Source organism: Paenibacillus septentrionalis (assembly GCF_042659865.1).
Taxonomy (GTDB): Bacteria; Bacillota; Bacilli; order Paenibacillales; family Paenibacillaceae; genus Pristimantibacillus; species Pristimantibacillus septentrionalis.
On the sequence record NZ_JBHSTE010000004.1, the window covers coordinates 620800 to 638927 of the forward strand.

Annotated in this window: 21 protein-coding genes; 12 read left to right on the top strand and 9 right to left on the bottom strand. The window is 43.8% G+C overall.

What is annotated here, in order from left to right; translation table 11 throughout:
• Nucleotides 1–216: 216 nt before the first annotated feature.
• Nucleotides 217–924, top strand: coding sequence for an MBL fold metallo-hydrolase (locus tag ACFP56_RS14540; protein ID WP_379235725.1), 708 nt, complete (start codon nucleotides 217–219; stop codon nucleotides 922–924).
• A gap of 12 nt (nucleotides 925–936) precedes the next feature.
• Here the strand turns inward: ACFP56_RS14540 and ACFP56_RS14545 are convergent, their stop codons facing one another.
• Both ACFP56_RS14545 and ACFP56_RS14550 read right to left on the bottom strand, forming a co-directional pair.
• The gene (locus tag ACFP56_RS14545; RefSeq protein ID WP_379235727.1) at nucleotides 937–2268 is read right to left on the bottom strand and encodes an alpha/beta hydrolase family protein; all 1332 of its coding nucleotides are present in this window, start codon (nucleotides 2266–2268) and stop codon (nucleotides 937–939) included.
• 54 nt (nucleotides 2269–2322) lie between these two features.
• The gene (locus ACFP56_RS14550; protein ID WP_379235729.1) at nucleotides 2323–3117 is read right to left on the bottom strand and encodes a MerR family transcriptional regulator; all 795 of its coding nucleotides are present in this window, start codon (nucleotides 3115–3117) and stop codon (nucleotides 2323–2325) included.
• Between the two features lie 145 nt (nucleotides 3118–3262).
• Here ACFP56_RS14550 and ACFP56_RS14555 point away from each other — a divergent pair, with 145 nt between their 5' ends.
• Nucleotides 3263–3391 carry a hypothetical protein gene (locus tag ACFP56_RS14555; protein WP_379235731.1) on the top strand — a complete coding sequence of 43 codons (129 nt, stop codon included), beginning with the start codon at nucleotides 3263–3265 and terminating at the stop codon, nucleotides 3389–3391.
• 163 nt (nucleotides 3392–3554) lie between these two features.
• Here the strand turns inward: ACFP56_RS14555 and ACFP56_RS14560 are convergent, their stop codons facing one another.
• From ACFP56_RS14560 to ACFP56_RS14585, 6 genes are all read right to left on the bottom strand, one after another.
• The gene (locus ACFP56_RS14560) at nucleotides 3555–4214 is read right to left on the bottom strand and encodes an IucA/IucC family C-terminal-domain containing protein (protein ID WP_379235733.1); all 660 of its coding nucleotides are present in this window, start codon (nucleotides 4212–4214) and stop codon (nucleotides 3555–3557) included.
• Nucleotides 4211–5005, bottom strand: a complete 795-nt coding sequence (locus ACFP56_RS14565) for an ABC transporter ATP-binding protein (protein ID WP_379235735.1) — start codon at nucleotides 5003–5005, stop codon at nucleotides 4211–4213. The genes ACFP56_RS14560 and ACFP56_RS14565 overlap by 4 nt, the downstream gene beginning before the upstream one ends.
• 11 nt (nucleotides 5006–5016) lie before the next feature.
• Entirely contained in the window at nucleotides 5017–6051 is a 1035-nt protein-coding gene (locus tag ACFP56_RS14570; protein WP_379235737.1) for a FecCD family ABC transporter permease, read from the bottom strand.
• A complete protein-coding gene (locus ACFP56_RS14575) occupies nucleotides 6048–7052 on the bottom strand; it encodes a FecCD family ABC transporter permease (RefSeq protein ID WP_379235739.1) in 1005 nt (334 codons plus the stop codon). Before ACFP56_RS14575 ends, ACFP56_RS14570 begins: the two co-directional genes overlap by 4 nt.
• 54 nt (nucleotides 7053–7106) lie before the next feature.
• Nucleotides 7107–8156, bottom strand: a complete 1050-nt coding sequence (locus ACFP56_RS14580; RefSeq protein ID WP_379235741.1) for an ABC transporter substrate-binding protein — start codon at nucleotides 8154–8156, stop codon at nucleotides 7107–7109.
• A 280-nt stretch (nucleotides 8157–8436) separates the two neighbouring features.
• Nucleotides 8437–9051, bottom strand: a complete 615-nt coding sequence (locus tag ACFP56_RS14585; protein WP_379235743.1) for a DJ-1/PfpI family protein — start codon at nucleotides 9049–9051, stop codon at nucleotides 8437–8439.
• A 341-nt stretch (nucleotides 9052–9392) separates the two neighbouring features.
• Between ACFP56_RS14585 and ACFP56_RS14590 the strand changes: the two genes are divergently transcribed.
• The 10 genes from ACFP56_RS14590 to ACFP56_RS14635 all read left to right on the top strand — a co-directional run bounded on the left by ACFP56_RS14590 (nucleotide 9393) and on the right by ACFP56_RS14635 (nucleotide 16758).
• Nucleotides 9393–9935 carry a glycerol-3-phosphate responsive antiterminator gene (locus ACFP56_RS14590; protein WP_379235745.1) on the top strand — a complete coding sequence of 181 codons (543 nt, stop codon included), beginning with the start codon at nucleotides 9393–9395 and terminating at the stop codon, nucleotides 9933–9935.
• Nucleotides 9936–10092: 157 nt separating this feature from the next.
• Nucleotides 10093–11439: an ABC transporter substrate-binding protein gene (locus ACFP56_RS14595; protein WP_379235747.1), complete on the top strand. Its 1347-nt coding sequence runs from the start codon at nucleotides 10093–10095 to the stop codon at nucleotides 11437–11439.
• A gap of 13 nt (nucleotides 11440–11452) precedes the next feature.
• Entirely contained in the window at nucleotides 11453–12394 is a 942-nt protein-coding gene (locus ACFP56_RS14600) for a carbohydrate ABC transporter permease (RefSeq protein ID WP_379235911.1), read from the top strand.
• Nucleotides 12384–13241, top strand: a complete 858-nt coding sequence (locus tag ACFP56_RS14605; protein ID WP_379235749.1) for a carbohydrate ABC transporter permease — start codon at nucleotides 12384–12386, stop codon at nucleotides 13239–13241. Before ACFP56_RS14600 ends, ACFP56_RS14605 begins: the two co-directional genes overlap by 11 nt.
• Nucleotides 13242–13316: 75 nt before the next feature.
• A complete protein-coding gene (locus ACFP56_RS14610; RefSeq protein WP_379235751.1) occupies nucleotides 13317–14132 on the top strand; it encodes an HAD family hydrolase in 816 nt (271 codons plus the stop codon).
• Complete coding sequence (locus ACFP56_RS14615) at nucleotides 14129–14845, top strand: glycerophosphodiester phosphodiesterase (protein ID WP_379235753.1); 717 nt, start codon at nucleotides 14129–14131, stop codon at nucleotides 14843–14845. Before ACFP56_RS14610 ends, ACFP56_RS14615 begins: the two co-directional genes overlap by 4 nt.
• Before the next feature lie 150 nt (nucleotides 14846–14995).
• Nucleotides 14996–15535 (top strand): hypothetical protein, encoded by a 540-nt coding sequence (locus ACFP56_RS14620; RefSeq protein ID WP_379235755.1) that lies wholly within the window; start codon nucleotides 14996–14998, stop codon nucleotides 15533–15535.
• A 99-nt stretch (nucleotides 15536–15634) separates the two neighbouring features.
• Nucleotides 15635–16000, top strand: a complete 366-nt coding sequence (locus ACFP56_RS14625; RefSeq protein ID WP_379235757.1) for a hypothetical protein — start codon at nucleotides 15635–15637, stop codon at nucleotides 15998–16000.
• Between the two features lie 97 nt (nucleotides 16001–16097).
• Complete coding sequence (locus ACFP56_RS14630; protein ID WP_379235759.1) at nucleotides 16098–16358, top strand: helix-turn-helix transcriptional regulator; 261 nt, start codon at nucleotides 16098–16100, stop codon at nucleotides 16356–16358.
• A 25-nt stretch (nucleotides 16359–16383) separates the two neighbouring features.
• Nucleotides 16384–16758, top strand: a complete 375-nt coding sequence (locus ACFP56_RS14635; RefSeq protein WP_379235913.1) for a permease — start codon at nucleotides 16384–16386, stop codon at nucleotides 16756–16758.
• 821 nt (nucleotides 16759–17579) lie between these two features.
• Here the strand turns inward: ACFP56_RS14635 and ACFP56_RS14640 are convergent.
• On the bottom strand, nucleotides 17580–18059 hold the full coding sequence (locus tag ACFP56_RS14640; RefSeq protein WP_379235761.1) for a pyridoxamine 5'-phosphate oxidase family protein: 480 nt from the start codon (nucleotides 18057–18059) through the stop codon (nucleotides 17580–17582).
• Nucleotides 18060–18128 lie beyond the last annotated feature (69 nt).

Consider the following 18128-nt stretch of genomic DNA (forward strand, 5'->3'; position numbering starts at 1 on the left):
GAAAAAAGATGGTTGTTGATGTAAGGGCTGATATCGTAAGCATGTCTACGCAAGAAGGCAAGCTGGTTATTGGGAGAGCGATTTTGTACCTATACGAGAGAGTTCAGTTCGAGCCTAGAATGATCGTCAGAGAGTCTAGTGTGGACAAGGACGCAAACAACGCAAAGATTGTAAGCGAATTCTGTTCATTTATTATGATATCCTGGGGGGAAGCTCATGCAGCTATTTGCTGTGCGGTTTGGTGAATCGTCGTTAAAGTCAAAGTATATATATCAGGATCTTCAGCCTGACTGTGAAGACAGCTTGCGTATATCATGGTCATTTTATGTAGCGAAGCTTGGCACTGATGTTATTTTTTTCGATGTTGGCTTTCGCGATCAAGCCTTGGCTAAGCAATGGGGCATAACATTATTCGATATTAATGAGGAGCTTGCTGCGCTAATAGGAGAAGCGCAGCATTCGCTTGTTGTCATAACACATAGTGATTTTGACCATATTGATAACCTTGATTTATTTCCGAATTCAGTGCCTGTCATAATAAGCGAGAAAGAATATGAGCGTGCCATGAACGATGCGAGTCCATCAGTTAAGGAAAGGCTGCTCAGCAACAATGTAAGCACAATTAAGGATGAGGCTGTTTTTTATAATCGATTTACCTACAAGGTAATTGGCGGACATACGATTGGTTCCTCAGTCATTTATTTTCAGCATCAAGGCAAAAAATATGTGATCACTGGAGACGAGTGCTATACATGTAATAATTTAACCGATCAGCGTCCAATCGGGGTGTTTTACAATACGCATCACAATGCGGCGTTTCTGGCACAAGGATTGAAGCAAGGACTGGAACCATTGCCTTTTCATGATATAGAACTATTCAATCGATATCCTAACATTTCCGAGCATATCGTCCAAATTATTTAATCTGCCTGTCTGTCATAGATGCTTGTGCAAAAATTGCAATGTATGTTGATTAATTAAGCGATGCTGCTCTTTAATGTTAGGAGCAAGCGGCATAAGCAATGGAGAATAGAGCGGCAAGTCAGTAAAGCTGAGATGACCTGCTTCGGGCAGCTCCAGCTCAATACCGCCTGCAGCTAATAATTGCTCACGCAGCTTGCGTTCCACCTCAAGATCTGTCATCGTTTCTTCCAGCTCTTCTAATTGTAGCCCGCCGTTTATAATGAGCAGCGGCTTGTTTTTTGGAGTAGCCGGATATTCACCGTACAAGTAACCATCCAGATTAATGGCCGCCTTGATTATAGGTGAGTGGACAAGCATATTAGCAGCGGTCGCACCTCCAAAGGAATGTCCCATTATTGCAATCCGATTACTGTCCATTTGCTGTGAAAGCGGTGAGTCAGGCTCGTATTCCTTAATATTTAGCAAATAATGTAGTGTGAATTCAACATCTGCCTGCTGCTCGTTAATAATAGGAATAGCAGCAGCATTATGGGCTGAGAAGCTTTCAGCAAGATCCTGGAATTCATTATGGAAAAGCACATACTCTTTTTCACTAAAGGCACTAATAAAAGCAGTTCCAGGGTGCTCAACCGCCATCACAATATAACCATGACTGGCTAATTCCAACGCCTGAAAAGTGCCGGTGAATCCAGTTCCTAGATGATTGCCATGCAAATAAACAACGACTGGAGCAGGACTAGCCTGCACGCTAAAGGATGGGGCGTAGCTCGCAGGAATGTGCACTAGGCGATAGTCCTTCAGCAGTTTCAACCACGCCCCATATTGCTGCTCTAATGCTCCAATGAATGCATCGGGCGAGGGAATGTAGCTGACAGGCAGCTTTGATGGACTAGCTGCGGGATACCATATACGGACATTGAGTTTACGAGCATCCCCATTATTCAAGGTGCGAGAAGAATCGGTCCAGGTATAATCGATCACACCAACAGCATATTGTCCGCTCGGCTTTTCAAAATGAAAGACAGGCAGTATAGCTGAGGCTGCCCATGCGAGGGCCGTTGCAAAAACGATCAAGATGCTGAACAGAACAGATCTCAGACGTGTGAGCTGACGGTTTTTGTTTCTGAACAAATAGTTGGCGATAACTAATAATAGTAGGATATAGATTGGAATGCTCATCCAACGATAGCCTTCCATTAGGAAATGAAGCAATAACATAGCTAGTAAAGCAGCTATTAATACATGCTCTATATTTTTTACAAAGCGCTGACGATGACTAGCCCAGATTTGCATGCCCCAGCAGATCGTGGTGACAAGCAGTATCATAATTTCAATGATTTGCACTGTGTTTTCTCCTCAAAGCCTTAGAATGCATGTTCCATCACATGGCTAAATATATTAATCTTCCTTTCGTTTGCTTGCGGCTGAACGAGTATTAGCTAATAATGGGTCGTTGGTCAGGCAGTGGGCCAATGCTTCATCAAGCCACAGCAGCTCTTCTTCACTAAACGGTAAATCAACTAATTGCTCCAGACTGCCATAATCCGCTTCGTTTAAATTGCTTATTTTATGGATGGATTCCGTATCAAGATAATCAGTAACTTGCTTAATGTAGCCGCCAATGATTTCCTCAACCTCAGGAGAGTTCGTTGGACCATGCGCCAGTCGTTTGACATCATTGATCAACCGAACCGTATCCTCGTCCATTTTTTTCATTCTATCCGCAGAACCATCAAAGATTAGCTCTGCAGTATGCTCCGAAAGATGCTCTTCTACCCATTTGCGCTGATTGTTTTCTTGGCTCATATTGCGAATTAAATTGAACAGCAATTGATGATCTAGCTCCCCTTCGCGCTCGACGATCGTGATCATGCGAGCAATCATCTCCAGCGATTTGTCTAATTCTGCTCGTGTGTGCTCCAGCGTTTGCTGTTGCAACCTGAGCATTTCAACCATAGTAAGATCGTATTTTTGCTGTTGCAGCAATTGTTTAATCCGTTCAAGATTAAACCCTAGTGTTTTCAAGCTTACAATTTTTTGTAAGATTAACGCATCCTTTGTTTCATAACGTCGGTGGCCGCCCCCTTGTCGCTGAGGTTTTAACAGCCCAATTTCATCGTAATAATGTAACGTTCTGATAGATAAGCCCGTCATTTTGGAAAACGCACCAATCGAATACGTTTCTTGCAGCATGTAACTTCCTCCTTTACTGTTATTGTACATCCTACAGTAGCTGTAGGATCAAGCGCTACATAACCAAGAAATCAGGGAGTTCGGGAAGAGAGTGACACAAATTTACCTGAAGATGTTGTTTTTGTGAGCATTGATGGGAGCAATCATGGGCAGTATGGATCGTATGGGATGCAAAAAGGGGGATAACGAGGCTGCTGTTGACGAGCAGGTGCAGCTTAATGCTGTCGTATCTGCAATTATGGAATGGATTGGACCATTAACGACGAACCAGTAAAAAACGATAAGCAATTTATGGCTTGTCTAAGAGGAGAGCCAATGCTGCCGAAGATTAACCAAGGCATGGTTGTGAAGACGTAACTGAGGCACGTCAAGCAAACAAAAGCGAAGCAGGGGGGAAAAGGCGTGTTCACTGTCAGACACGCCCTAGATATCGTCACTTATCCTGATTTTTTCAACGGGCATACATTGCAATATGGAAGCTCTCCGGGCTTGCTTACCTCGTAATACCGGCAGCAGGTCTTGCGCTTCGGATTTTCAGGATCGGGAAAGGTGCAGTGAAGATAACGACGGAATGGATTATTCGCTAGTCCAAGCCAGTCGCTTTCCTCACTGCACAGCTCAGCATGAAGGGCATGCAGTTGCTGCAAATGACTGCTGCTATCATAGCTGCGAAATACGGAGTTCAAGCGCACGGCAACATTTTCCCATAGCATCGCTTCAGGAACTTTGCATATCTTCGCTGCCAGCTTGATGATTGGTGTTAAATGGTTGGCGAATATTTCTGTTTTCCAGCACAAATCCACCTCTTCAGATGAGTACTCCTCTACGAGCAGCTTGAAGCTGCTCACATCAAAGTAAGCGTTCGACAGCCAATCCTTCTTCTGCTGATGAAAGCCATAATAGTCTAGTGCGGCCGCTGCTGTTAGAACCGCATAGCGCTTAATAAAAAGGGAGCATGCAATAGGGAGTGATGCGGTGTCAACATACTGTGCATATTGAGTAATACAGGAAAGTAAAACGTCCTTCTCTAACAAACTAGCAACAGGGATGCCCCCACCATCGGTACGAGGTTTAACGCCGTAGTCTTCGAGAATCATTTTATTACTCGTCCCTTTCCTTTTGGAATACATAGCGGAGTGCCGAACAACGGATCTCTATCAATTATTGCCTCCATGCCAAATATGCGCTTTACCATATCCGTCGTAACAATGCTCTCTGGTGCGCCCTGATAGACGACGGTCCGGTTGTGAACGGCTACTAGGTTATCAGCATAGCGACATGCCAGATTGAGATCATGCAGCACCATGACGATGGTTCGTTTCTCGTTTCGATTCAGCTCAAACATAAAATCAAGCAGCTCGATTTGATGCGTCATATCGAGAAAGGTGGTTGGTTCATCAAGCAGAATAATTGGCGTTTCCTGAGCCAGCGTCATCGCAATCCATGCACGCTGCCGCTGCCCTCCGGACAAGGAGTCCAGCGGCTTATCTTTCAATTCTAATAGCCCTGTAGCAGCAAGCGACTGCTCGACAAGACGCTCATCCTCTACCGACCATTGCTGATACCATCGCTGGTATGGATAGCGTCCCTGCTTGACCAATTGCTGCACCGTAACTCCTTCTGGAGCCACAGGACCTTGCGGCAATATGGAGATACGCTTGGCTACCTCCTTGGTAGGAATGGTGTGAAGCGCCTTCTCATCGAGCAGTACTTGTCCTGAAGAAGGCTTCAGCAGTCGAGCGAGGGAGCGCAGCAGTGTGGATTTCCCGCTGCCGTTAGCTCCAACCAGCACCGTTATTTTATTAAGAGGGATATCGAGGTTTAAATTATGAATGATAGGCTGTTCTCCATAATTTAGCGTCAAATTTTGTGTTTGTAATCCGCTCATCATCATCTCTCCTAGCGATTTCTATTGTGAAACAGCAGATAAATAAAAAACGGTGCGCCAATCGCTGCTGTAAACACGCCTGCTGGAATATCCAACGGCAAAAACATCGTTCGGGCAATAAGATCTGCAATTAAAACGAGACCAGCTCCAATAATAGCCGTTATCGGAATAAGTCCAAGAAACGACCTTCCTGCAATCCTTCTCGCGATATGCGGTGCCATTAATCCAACAAATTCGATACCGCCAGCATAAGCTGCGGCTGTTCCCGCAAGCACCACACTGCACATTAAGAAGACAAAGCGTTGGAGCTGAACGCGTATTCCAGCATTGACAGCCGCTTCGTCGCCCAGCTCGGTAACATTCATGCCTCTGCCCAAAATTAGCAGAATCGGCAATGGAATTAGCATCCATAGCGACATCGCCGTTACTTCAGACCATTTTGCGGCATAAATACTGCCAGTCAGCCAAGTATAGGCTTTTGTTGTAATAAAGGAGTTGCTAAACACGAGCATAAACGTAATGCCGGCTTTAAGAATTGCAGATATGCCAATCCCAATCAAAATAAGACGAATCGGCGTAACCCCTTTATTCCACGATATGATGTAGATGAGCAATGCGGTCAGAAGACCGCCTACAATAGCAGCAACAGGAAGGAAGCTCATGCTAATAACGCCAGTAGCTGATGTAATAAACGTAACTGCACCAAGTGATGCTCCGCTTGTTATTCCAATAATGTCTGGCGACGCAAGCGGGTTGCGTACCATCGTTTGCAAAATAAGTCCGGCAATCCCTAGACTCGCACCGACAAGAATAGCCAGCAGCACACGAGGCAAGCGCAGTGTTTCCACGATAAAGGTATAATCGTCGATTTTCCCCAGCAGTTGCAGCGCTACCTGAGATGGCGGGACCCATGTGCTGCCTGAAGCCAGGCTTAGGATAAACAGCAGCAGCAGCACGACAAATAAGCTTGTCGTTGTTAGGAGCCATTTTACGGAAAGCTGGAATGACAGCTTTCCGCGAAGCAATCGAATGGTCCACGTCCTCATTGTTTCCTCACTCCTTTTTTAACTAAGTAAACAAAGAAAGGACCACCAATCATCGCTGTCATTACACCAATCGGCATTTCCTGGGGAATAATGATGAAGCGTGCAGAAATATCTGCTGTCAGCAGCAAGCAGGACCCGATAAGTGCTCCATAAGGCAGCACCCACCGATAGTCTGTCCCGACCAGTCGCTTCGCAATATGGGGAACAATAAGTCCGACAAATCCGACAGAGCCGACAACTGCCACCGAGCCTCCTGCCAGAACAATAATAAGCACACCCAGCACGATTTTAAGCAGCCCGACGTTTTGCCCAACACTTTTGGCAATATCATCTCCCGAGCTGAAGACGTTCATAGATTTGCCGATAAACAGACTTACAACTAGAGCAGCCAGCAGAAACGGCAATACAGAAGTGAGCAACGTCATATCTCGTCCTGCTATCGAACCTGAAATCCAGAACAGCACGGTTTGAAGCGATTGCTCATCAATAACAAGCAAGCCTTGAGTAAAGGAAACAAATAGAGCCGACAGCGCTGTGCCCGCAATAATAATTTTTATTGGCGTCAAGCCATCTCTACCAATACTGCTCAGAAAAAACACTGCAGCTCCTGATATGGCAGCTCCCAGAAAGGCAAACCACATATACTGGTCTAACGATTGAAGATTAAGCCATGTAATGGCAACGACAATAAAAAAAATGGCTCCTGCATTTACGCCAATCAAGTCTGGAGCAGCTAAAGGATTTCTTGTCAGAGCTTGTACTAAAACACCCGCCACTGCGAACGTCATACCTACGACGACGGCAATGATCGCTCGAGTCAATCTGCTTGTTGCAATAACCATATGTTCTGTATTGTTAGGATCATAATTCGTTATGACTTGCCATACGGCACGAAAGGAGATCGACAATTGTCCCATCGCCAAGCTGCAATAAACTAAACCAATGATGGAAAGGAGCAGCACGCCTAATCCGATTGCTTTAGAAAATGATGTTTTAAGCATAGCATATCCTCAACTTCCATAGACAAAGGGGAGCGCAGCGCCCCCCTCGCTTATTTACTGTTCGAGTCCGAAATGGGTGTAAAGGCTATCCAGCATCATATGTGCTGATTGCAGCCCCCCGGCGTAGTTCCACGTGATTTGGTCTACGACAGTTACTTGATTGTTTTTAACAGAGTCCAGGTTTTGGTAAAGCGGATGACTGGTCCATTCTTCATGTGTTTTTTTCACTGCTTCGTTATCCTCGAAAAATTCAAAGGTAACGTCGGCATTCATTGAAGGGATGCTTTCCTTATCTGTCAGTCTAATAATGTCCTGATCGTCACCCTCGATATTTTTCGGTCCTCTAAACCCAAGCTCCTTCAGAATGGAGCCAGCAAAGCCGGTAAAGTAAATACGTGCATGATCCTCACGGAAATTAACAACGGAAGCGCTAAGCGGCCAGCCCTCGACCTGTGCCATTTTCGAGTTGAAATCTGCTACGCGAGCTTCCCAATCCGCAATAAGGCTTTCCGCTTGTTCCTCTGCTCCAATAGATTGACCAATGATATCGGCGGTCTCGTGGAAATCGTAAAGTATCTCGGTCACAACAGTTGGTGCGATTAGAGAAAGCTGCTCATATATTTCCTCATGACGAATCAGTGTTGCGATGATTAGATCCGGATTCAGCTTAGAGATTTCCTCTAGGTTCGGCTGAGTTTCCAAGCCGACATACGTTACATCTGGCAATTTGTCGATCAGATATTCATACATTGGCTGCTGCGCCCATGATTCTACTACGCCAACTGGTGTTACACCAAACTGTACCAATGTATCTGTAGCACCTTGGAATAGCGTGACAATACGTTCAGGTGCACCTTCAATTGTTGTTTTTCCAAGCGCGTGTGTAATTTCTCTAGTAGCGAACTGCTCATTGCTTGCAGCTGTTTCTGTATTGTTGCTCGTATTAGCAGCTGATTGCGCATTAGATGAATCAGCGTTCGCAGGTGTATTGCTCCCAGCGTTACCGCACGCTGCCAATAGTAAAATTACGGTTAACATTACTAGTAAAACAAGCGGTGTCTTATTCTTCAATATTCTCTCTCCTCTATTAATAACAATTATCATTATCATTTAAGATTTTAGTATAGAAACCGTTATTTAGCAATAGGTTTATTGAAAATTATTCTCAATAGCTTTTGATGTACAATTATTTGCTTTCCATCTTGAGAAACGATTCTATAACGTGACACCAAGTGCGGATACGAAGCGTGCGATTGAAGCTGCAGTGAACGGTTGAGATTTAAGTAGGGCTATCGAATAACTCCATTTCAAAAAAAAGTTAGGCAAAACGGGGCAGTCCCACGCAGCCTAACTTTTTTTGTTCATTTTTCCTTTGTTCGTAGTCTCAATCTAACTCGATTGTATGAGCCGTTCGTTTCGCGGTCTCTTCATCAAATAATTTGCTAACAACATGCAAAGCCATCTGAATTCCTGCAGATATACCTGCTGCAGTAATCACATTTCCTTCATCCACAAATTTAACTCCGCTAATCACTTCTACTTCCGGGAAGCTTCTCGCTAACAGATTTAAGGCTACACGATTGGTAGTCGCTTTTTTTCCATTAAGGATGCCTGCCTGTGCCAAGAAAAATGCTCCCGTACATACCGAGGCGATAAGTTTATCACTGTAGCTTTGTATCCAGGCGATGATTTCCTTATTACCTTCGACCAGCTTCAATGCTTTTAAGGGGCCTCCTGGAATAATGACAATGTCGTAAAGTGGTGCATTAGAAAAGCTGTAATCGGGAGTTACTTGCAACCCGTTATGTACAGTTATTTGCCTACCATCTTGAGAGACCGTGCTAACCGAAAACGGTTTGTCCTTTAATTGGTTAGTAAAAAGCTTTTTTACATCGTTACTGCTGTAAGTCGTTAAGTTGAATACTTCATAGGGACCAGCAAAATCCAACGCATCTACATAATCAAATAATAAAATTCCAACCTTATATTGCTTAAGCATGTTACACCTCCTTGATAAATATACTATACCCCCGTAAGGTATAAAATGCAAGTACTCCTTTTCACAAACCCACACCAATGCATTCTGACATCGCTTTACAATATATTCACGTACCATTAATACTGCGTGAATACTTGGACATTATTGTATAACTAATCAAATATTCGGGTAGAGACGATGAGAAAACCCAAACTAGCTAAACGTTACACGCATGTGCTGTACATATGCGAGTTGTAAATGTTTTGTTCTAGCTGGGCTTTTTATTTACACAAAATTCATACCACGTTAACATCGAAAAAATATGACCGCTGTAGAGTAAGAGAAGCGAAGGGGGAGATAACGTGACAAATGGCGAGCTTCCGATTATAGCTTCAATTACGAAGCCAGAGCAGATTGAAGCGGTACTAGAGAGCAAGGTGAAGAGAGTAAACCTGATGACGGGAGATATGATGACACTAGCTTCAATCATCGCAGACCTGCACAAGTCCGGCAAACAGGTGCATGTGCATGTTGAAATGGTCAATGGTCTTGGAAGAGATCTTTCTGCCGTCCAATATCTAAGTAAAACATTCAGTATAGATGGAATTGTTTCTACGAAATCAAACATGATAGCAGCAGCAAGGCAAGCTGGCATTCGTTCGATTCAGCGCATATTTGGCATCGATACTGCTGCGATTGAGACAGCGATTAAAATGATCGGACAAGTTCAGCCTGATGAGGTTGAACTGATGCCAGGGTTGATGCCAAGGGTAATACGGGACTTGAAGCAAAAGATCAACAGCCCGTTGATTGTAGGCGGCCTAATTCGGCATGAGGAAGAAATTCGCGAAGCGTTGGCAAATGGCGCAGATTATGTGTCCATCGGAGATAAGCGTTACTGGTAGGGAAATTAGAGGAACAAGCTAATTGAACAGGCAGGGATGAGGTAGGAAGTTCACATCAAGAACAGGGTGGAACGGTTCAAATACGGGTGGAGATGATGAGAAAACCCACAAATTAACACCAAACCATTCAATAAACGTGAGAGGAGCATGACAAGCAATGAACAAGAAACAAGCAGCTGCAACCTTAATGGCAGGTGCGCTGGCAGTTGTCGTAACGGCATGCGGCGGAGGTCAAGCATCTAACGGAAGTCAGTCAGATACAGGTGCTAACAATGAGCCTGTAGCAGTAGAACCAGCTAAAGTGGTGGAGGATACGTCGCCAATTACGATTCAATATTGGCACGCCCATGCAGAAGCGCAAATGGAAGGCTTGAACTACATGATTGAGGAGTTCACGAAGAAATATCCTCATATTACAGTCGAAGCTATTTTCCAAGGCGGATATGACGATCTTCACAAAAAGCTTCAAGCAGCAGTAGCAGCAAAAGATGTTCCAGCAGTGACCAATGTTGAGGTTTCTTCTTTGCCAACCTTTGGTGAAGGCGGCGTATTTGCAGACTTGACGCCGTGGATCCTGCGCGATGAAGTAGCAATCGATGATTTCTCGGAAGGTATGATCAATTCTTATGCGTTCAACGGCAAGCAATACGGCTTTCCTCTAATCGTCAGTACGAGCGTGTTCGTATACAACAAAACATTGCTGGACGAGCTAGGCGTACAGCCGCCACAAACATGGGATGATATCGAAGCGTTCAACGAGGCGGTAACGGTGAAGGAAAACGGTCAGACGAAGCGCTATGCTTTCTCTGTTCCAGGCTGGGACGCTTGGTACTTTGATCCATGGATGATCAACGGCGGCGGACAGATTCTAACAGACGATCTATCTGCGTCAGCGGTTGAAACTCCGGAATCGATGCGCTATATCGAGAACTTCTATAAGTGGAAAACTGATGGTGCGATGCATATTGGGTACGGTAAAGGCGCTTCCAACACGATGCGCCAAATGTTCCTGGATGGTGAAATCGCAATGGTTCAGCATACATCTGCCAACATCAAGATGTACAGAGAAAATGCGGACTTCGAAATCGGTGTTTCCTTTATCCCTGGCGATGTGAAGCGAATTTCCAACATTGGCGGTGCAGGTATCGTGATGATGGAAGGCGCGAACGAAAAAGAAAAAGAAGCAGCTTGGAAGTTTATCGAGTTTATGACATCGGCTGAACACAACATCAAGTGGGCAGAATCTGTAGGCTACCTGCCAACACGCAAATCTGCAATCGAATCAGCAGACGGCGAGCAGTACTTTGAAAGATGGCCGCAATACCGTGCTGTTCTGGAGCATTTCGATGATGTGACCCCTCGTTTGCAGCATATAGCCTATCCAGAATTCAGAAGCCATTATATCGAGGTAGTGGGCGAGCTTGCACTTAATAATGTGGACCCTACGACGTTAATGCCGCAGGCAGCGGAGAAAATTAACGAAGTATTAGCGGATTATGAGTGATCGACCTATGAGTATGAGCGATCAACAGAAACTTAAACAGGCGGCGTCCTCGCGGACGCCTGCTTCTGTAAGAAGCTGGAGAACGGTAGTGGAAAAGTGGAAGGATTTTATGTTCGCTTTTCCCGCATTAGCATTGCTAGGCGTGTTTTTGTATTATCCGCTTGGAAATTCGATGTACATTAGTTTAACAAACTGGAACATGACAAGACCCGATAAAAAATTTGTGGGGCTCGATAACTACACGTATTTATTAGGCCATGAGGATTTTTATCAATCGCTCAGAATAACGTTCACCTATACGGTCATGGATGTCGTGTTGACATTGGCAATCGGACTACTGCTCGCGTTGATGTTTAACGTATCAACCCGTATGTATGCTTTTATGCGCGGCATCATCTTTATGCCGTACTATATTTCCATGGTTATTGCAGCGATGGTGTTTGTATGGATATATAACGGTAAATACGGCTTGCTTAATCGCGTTGTGTCCTTGTTCGGCATTGATCCAGTGGAATGGCTCATTAATCCGCAAACGGTATTGCCAGCGCTTGTCGTGGTGTCCGTCTGGAAGGGAGTCGGCTTTGCCATGATCCTGTTCATTGCAGGTCTGCGCAGCATTCCAACCGACTATTATGAGGCTGCTGCAATTGATGGGGCGAACCGATGGACGTTATTCCGTTATATTTCACTGCCATTATTGTCGCCAATGACATTATTCCTTGTTATTACAACCTTTATATCTTCGATGCAGGTGTTCCAATCGATTGATATTATGACGAACGGTGGACCGTTGCAATCCTCGAATGCAGTTGTGTATTGGATCTACACGATGGCATTCTCTCAGTTCAGAACGGGCAGAGCTTCGGCGCTTATTATGATTTTCTTCGTCATCATATTGCTGCTTACAGCCTTGCAGTGGCTGATCAGCAGGAAGAAGGTGCATTATGAGGGATAACAGAATGGCTGGACATAAAAACAATAATTTCCTTAGTGCGTTACGGTTTATAATTGCCGCAGTAGTGACCCTGATTGTTCTGTTTCCTGTGTATTGGATGGTTGTCAGCTCGCTCAAGACACAGTCTGAGATGCGCTTGGCTGTTCCTACCTTATGGCCTGAGGGGTTGGCGTGGGAGAACTACAAGGAGGCATTTCGCGTTATTCCGTATGCCAGGTATTTTGCCAACACGCTAATTATGTCTGCTGGTTTGATTTTATTGCAAATTAACGTCGCACTATGGGCGGCTTATGCCTTCGCGAAGGGACGCTTCTGGGGCAAGGAAGTATTGTTTTTGCTTATTCTTGCAGCGTTAATCGTGCCGGATCAGGTGACGTTCATTCCGGTATATGTCATGATGTCCAATCTTTCCTGGCTGGACACATTCTGGGCACTGATTGTACCGAACGGAGCATCCGCCTTTGGTATCTTCCTGCTGCGACAGGCGTTCAAATCATTGAATAATGATGTGCTTGAAGCAGCGCGTGTCGATGGCGCAGGCAGATTTGCAATCATTTATAGAATGCTCTTGCCGATGGCGCTGCCTACAGTCGTGACGCTAGTCGTACTGATTTTCATATCGTCCTGGAACTCGTATTTCTGGCCGCTTATTATGACCAATTCGAGCGATATGCGTGTTTTGACGATCGGAATTGCATTCCTTCGCGACTCTATCGCAGGTGATGAGGCAATGTATTTCCACATTATTATGGCAGCGAGCGTCATGGCGGTTCTGCCGATTATTATCGTCTACAGCTTTATGCAGAAGCACATTGTATCTGCAATGGCTAACTCAACATTTAAATAAAACACCGCAGAATAGGGAGTAGGTTGAGTACTGGAGAAAGCCTGTGTTCCTTGGCAGCGGGCCGAGGAGGATATGATGATCAGCAACATTCGTTGTATTGTCAGCGATCTGGACGGCACCTTGCTGATGCCAGATCATTCGTTGTCTAACGAAGTCGTTACGGCTATTAGAAGATATACAGAGGAGGGTGGCCTGTTTACGATCGCAACTGGCCGCCCTCTATTCACAGCACAATCGATTATTGACCAAATTGGCATAGAACTGCCGGTTATATTGTGCAATGGAGCCGTACTTGCAACCTCAGGCGAAGTTATTGAGCGGAAAAGCCTGGATACGGCAGTGCTGGCTGATATGCTGGTTGAAGCTCATGAACGTGGGCTTATGGTGTTGCTTTTTCGTGAAGCTAGTATTGAAGTGTTTGCTAGAAACGAGGATATTGAGGCGTTCGAGCATAAGGAATCTGTAACTTGCACGCTTGTCTCGATTACAGACTCAGACTGGAGGACAGGAGAGCTGGAAAAGGTGATCCTGTTAGGCGAGCTGGATAGAATTGAGGCGCTATGGAGTCACTGGGCCTCTCAGCTCCACAACGTCGTGGAGAAGTTTCAATCCGAGCCGCATTATGTAGAGCTTATATCGGCAGAGGCAAGTAAAGGGAAGGCGTTAGAGCGTTTGTCGGAACTGCTAGGCATTGATCGCCAAAGCATGATGGCGATTGGCAATCAGATGAACGATCTGCCGATGCTGCAGGCTGCGGGCGTTGGTGTCGCAGTTGCCAATAGTCCTGATGAGCTCAAGTCTGCTGCACATTATGTGTGCACGGCATCATACGGTACGGGCGTTATAGAGGCCATAAATCAGTTAGCTTACGGAAGGAGCACGAATTTATGACAATACGAGGCTTAGCCCATCGAGGTTATCCATTAAAGCATCCAGAGAATACGCTTCGCGGCTTTCGAGCTGCTATCGAGCTAGGCTTTAGTCATATTGAACTTGATGTTCATCTGACGGAGGACGGTGTTCCCGTTGTTATTCATGATCCAACAGTAAATCGTACGACGAATGGAACAGGTGCGGTGAAGGAATATACGCTGGATGAGCTGCTAAAGCTGGATGCTGGCGGCGGTGAATTCATTCCTACGCTTGAGGAAGTGCTGCTGCTGGTTAAGGATCGCATGCAGGTTGATATTGAGCTCAAGCAAATAGGAAACACTTATCCAGGTCTTGAAGCAGCAGTTATTGATGTTATTGATCGCGTAGACATGAAGGATCAGATATTTTTAACTTCCTTCGATCACTATTCGATCGCTCGATCGCGTGAGCTGAGTGCGGATATTGAAATGGGGCTTGTCATCTATGGAGCGACGCCAGCTATTTTTCCTTATATGGAAGAGCTGGGCGCTAAGTATTTGTCGCTTAAATACGTGTATCTGACGCCTGAGTTTGCAACTGAGGCCAAGAGGCGCAGCATCCAGCTTATTGCCTGGACGCCAGACCGTGAGGAAGAGCTGCATTACCTGAAAGCGACTTATCCCGATGTGCTGGTATGCACGAACAATCTTGAAGGCTGGGCTGAAGTGTATAAAAGCGGCAAGCTAGGTTAATAGGTTTGAAGCTGTAATGGAACAGATGGAAAGGGGGACGAGCAGTCAGTCCTTTCCATCTGTTTTTTATTTGCAGGTAGATTTGCAATTGGATAATATTTCTAGTAAATTGTAATATGATGTAAAAAATAGAAAGGGAGTCAGGAGAAGATGTTTAAGAAAAAATGGCTAGTACTGTTAGTAATTGCGGGGGCATTATCAGCTTTGCTTGCTGGATGCGGGAAAAGCGAGGAAGAGAAACTGCTCGAGGAATTAGAAAATGTTTTTGGTTCAAGCATTACGACTGTTGAAGAAGGAACACCAGAAGCAACTTTGCAAGAAATTGACAATTTTATTACAAGAGACATTTGGAATAAGGGGTTTGTAGATATTTCTTGGTACATTAATTCAGGCACCAGCAGCACAGGGGCAACGATAGACATTGACTTGACACTGGAGCGTCTTGGACAGTCCATAGAGAAAAAGCGAGAGTATGACACGGTTATTAATGAGCTAGGTGATGACTATGCACAAATCAAGGACATTTGGTCCAAGCTTTCAGGAGAGATTGATAGCTTGTATGAATATGCTAGCCAAAACAAGCCAGAAGCAAAATCTGGTGATTCTGGCTTTGACACAGGTTTGTTTAAACAATACAGTGAAGCCTTCGGAGACGATGTTGCTGCTTTAATTGAGAAGCAACAACAATAATTCAGTTACTGCAAAGCTCACCAGCCTTTTGGTTGGTGGGCTTTTTGTTTTGGTTATTTTTTAAGGATATAGGCGAGGACATTAGCAAGTGATAATATTATGACTGAATCTGCCATTCTACAAACCAATAGAGAACAAATAGTAGCTAGTGTAGCTTTAGTTCAATCATCTGGGATACAGTTGAGGCAGCTGGTAAGTGAAAATGAGTTAGTAAAAATTGAGTTGGTATTAAAGGTATTTAAAGACTTGGGGTATTCAATGCGGAATAACGAATTCAGAAACTTTTGCTATCTCTCCGAAGATAAAAGCAAATCAACGCACAATCTGGAAGGATATATATTTTTACTTGATCATATAGCAACTGGTAATGGAACAGGTCTTGAATTATATAACAGCGTCTTGGAGTCTTGGAATTATACTCTGCATGATTTGGAAAAGAACTGTCGATTTGAGTATGGCTTTTAATGATCATGGCTTGGATGGATCCCTTTAGATTGATTTTATTATTCCTTGTGCTTATTAATATCAATCGCTTTATTTTACGGATAATATTACGTAAAGGATGCTTTACGTAAAACTTCCTTTACAGTATACTTTAAATAAATTGGAGGGACGTACGCTGCTTAAGAATAGATTACCTGAGTTTAGAAAACTACACGGATATTCCCAAGAGAGTTTGGCGGAAGCGCTTGGAGTTTCCAGACAGACTGTTATTTCAATTGAAAAAGGTAAGTATAACCCTTCACTTCCATTAGCGTTACAGATAGCAAAATTATTTGAAACGAATGTAGAAAGTATATTTTTTTTTGAAGAAGAAAGATAAGAAAACATCAAGGAGGTATGTATTGATGGTGCTAAAAAGAATGTACATTGTTATGGGTGTTTTAGGGCTTCTTCTTACTGGGGGGATGATTTTGCTTGCAGTTATGGCCAAAGCCGCTCCTGCTCCTATGGTTTATATTATACTCTCTCTTACTGTAATGTGCTTTTGTTTGGCATACTTGTATCCTCAATTTAAACAAAAAGACGAGCGAACAACATATATCCGTCAAAAGGGGATGTTCATTTCGTACTTTGCTCTTTTATTTTATTATTTTATATTAATGACGATTATACAATTTGAGCTCCTCACTTTAACCGCCATGGATGTCCTCTACATTTTATGTTCACTAACAATCATCACTGTTTTTCTTTCTTGGGTAATACTAGCAAGGCAGATATAAACTTTTAGTTATGCTACAGCTTTAGAAAGGTAGTTCTTATAGCCTTGTTTACTCAACTGATGAAGATTTAGTAAGAACAATCGAAACACAGTTCATTGATGTCGATGAGGAATTTGGGAATGTAAAAGCATAGTTAGATGGTAATTTGCTTGTTGAAGAACGAATAGAAAAAGCATCCCAATTTCAAACCTATTCTTTCTGGAGCTGTATGAATGATTGTTTAGCTGATCAAGGAATTGCCGCTTGGGCATTAGCAGGCCTGGGAATTCTTTCTGGAGCCCTTTGTGCTGTGACATTTGGAACAAGTTGTGTAATTTGCATTCGAGGAAGCGGTCTTGTATTTGCAACTACGATTGATTATTGCTTAGGTCAGTGCGGACCGTAAGCAAATGCAGTTTTTCAGGGAATAGTACAAATATCATAATGAGATGAAAATTTTCACTCGTGCTCTGCTTATTGCAGGGGCATTTTTTGTATGAAATAGGCAGTCGTATCTATGCTCATAATCGCATGAGCTATAAATACAGACAGCAGTCACGTTACTTAGAAGTCAGACGCTGGGAGTATGTTCATGACCAAACATGGGCGGAGCGACCTCGTGGTGTGAACACTTGAATGCAGCGAGAAGCGAATGGCTTACGTTACTTCGGTAAAAACGGAGCCGGAAGAACGCAGTAAAGGTGGGACAGAAGACAATGAATCAGGAACTAAAGCTAAAATGGCACAGCATCTACGGGCAAATCTTATTCGAGCGCAGAATCTTTAAGCTAATAAAAACGTGAGGTTGTCAGAAAATCTTTAAAAAGGGGATTATATTGGTCCTAGTCCAAATTAATTTGATTGTTAATGTTAGTTTCTTTGGATTCTTTACCTGTTAGCTGGTAAACTAATTCTAATATCGATTTCATCCAATTGCCAGTTTCCCAATATTCTGCTGTTTCTGCATGAACTTTTATTAAAATTAGATTAGGGTCATCGCTCGTCGTTTTAAGCATTTTTTCATAGGCAGTATTCCAATAAGTTTTTATTTTTTCTCGATCATCGAGTAGTTGTGCAGTACCTCGGATTGAAACGTAGGATGCACCAGCATAGACGACATTAACATGTGGATTTTGCTGTAGCTCTTCATATTTTCCAGTGCTTTTCATGGTTAAGAAATATAGATCCCCATCAAACTCAACCTCTTGTGTTTTCATTGGACGAGACACTAATCCTTCACTTGTTACAGTAGTTAACATTGCGATTTCGATTCCCTTAATTAAGCTGCGTACCGTTTCCAGAGCTTTATCGTGTTCATTCATGATTGGTAATCGCACTCCATTTCTAATATTTTCTTGTACATTAGGTTGACCATAGGACATATAAATTAT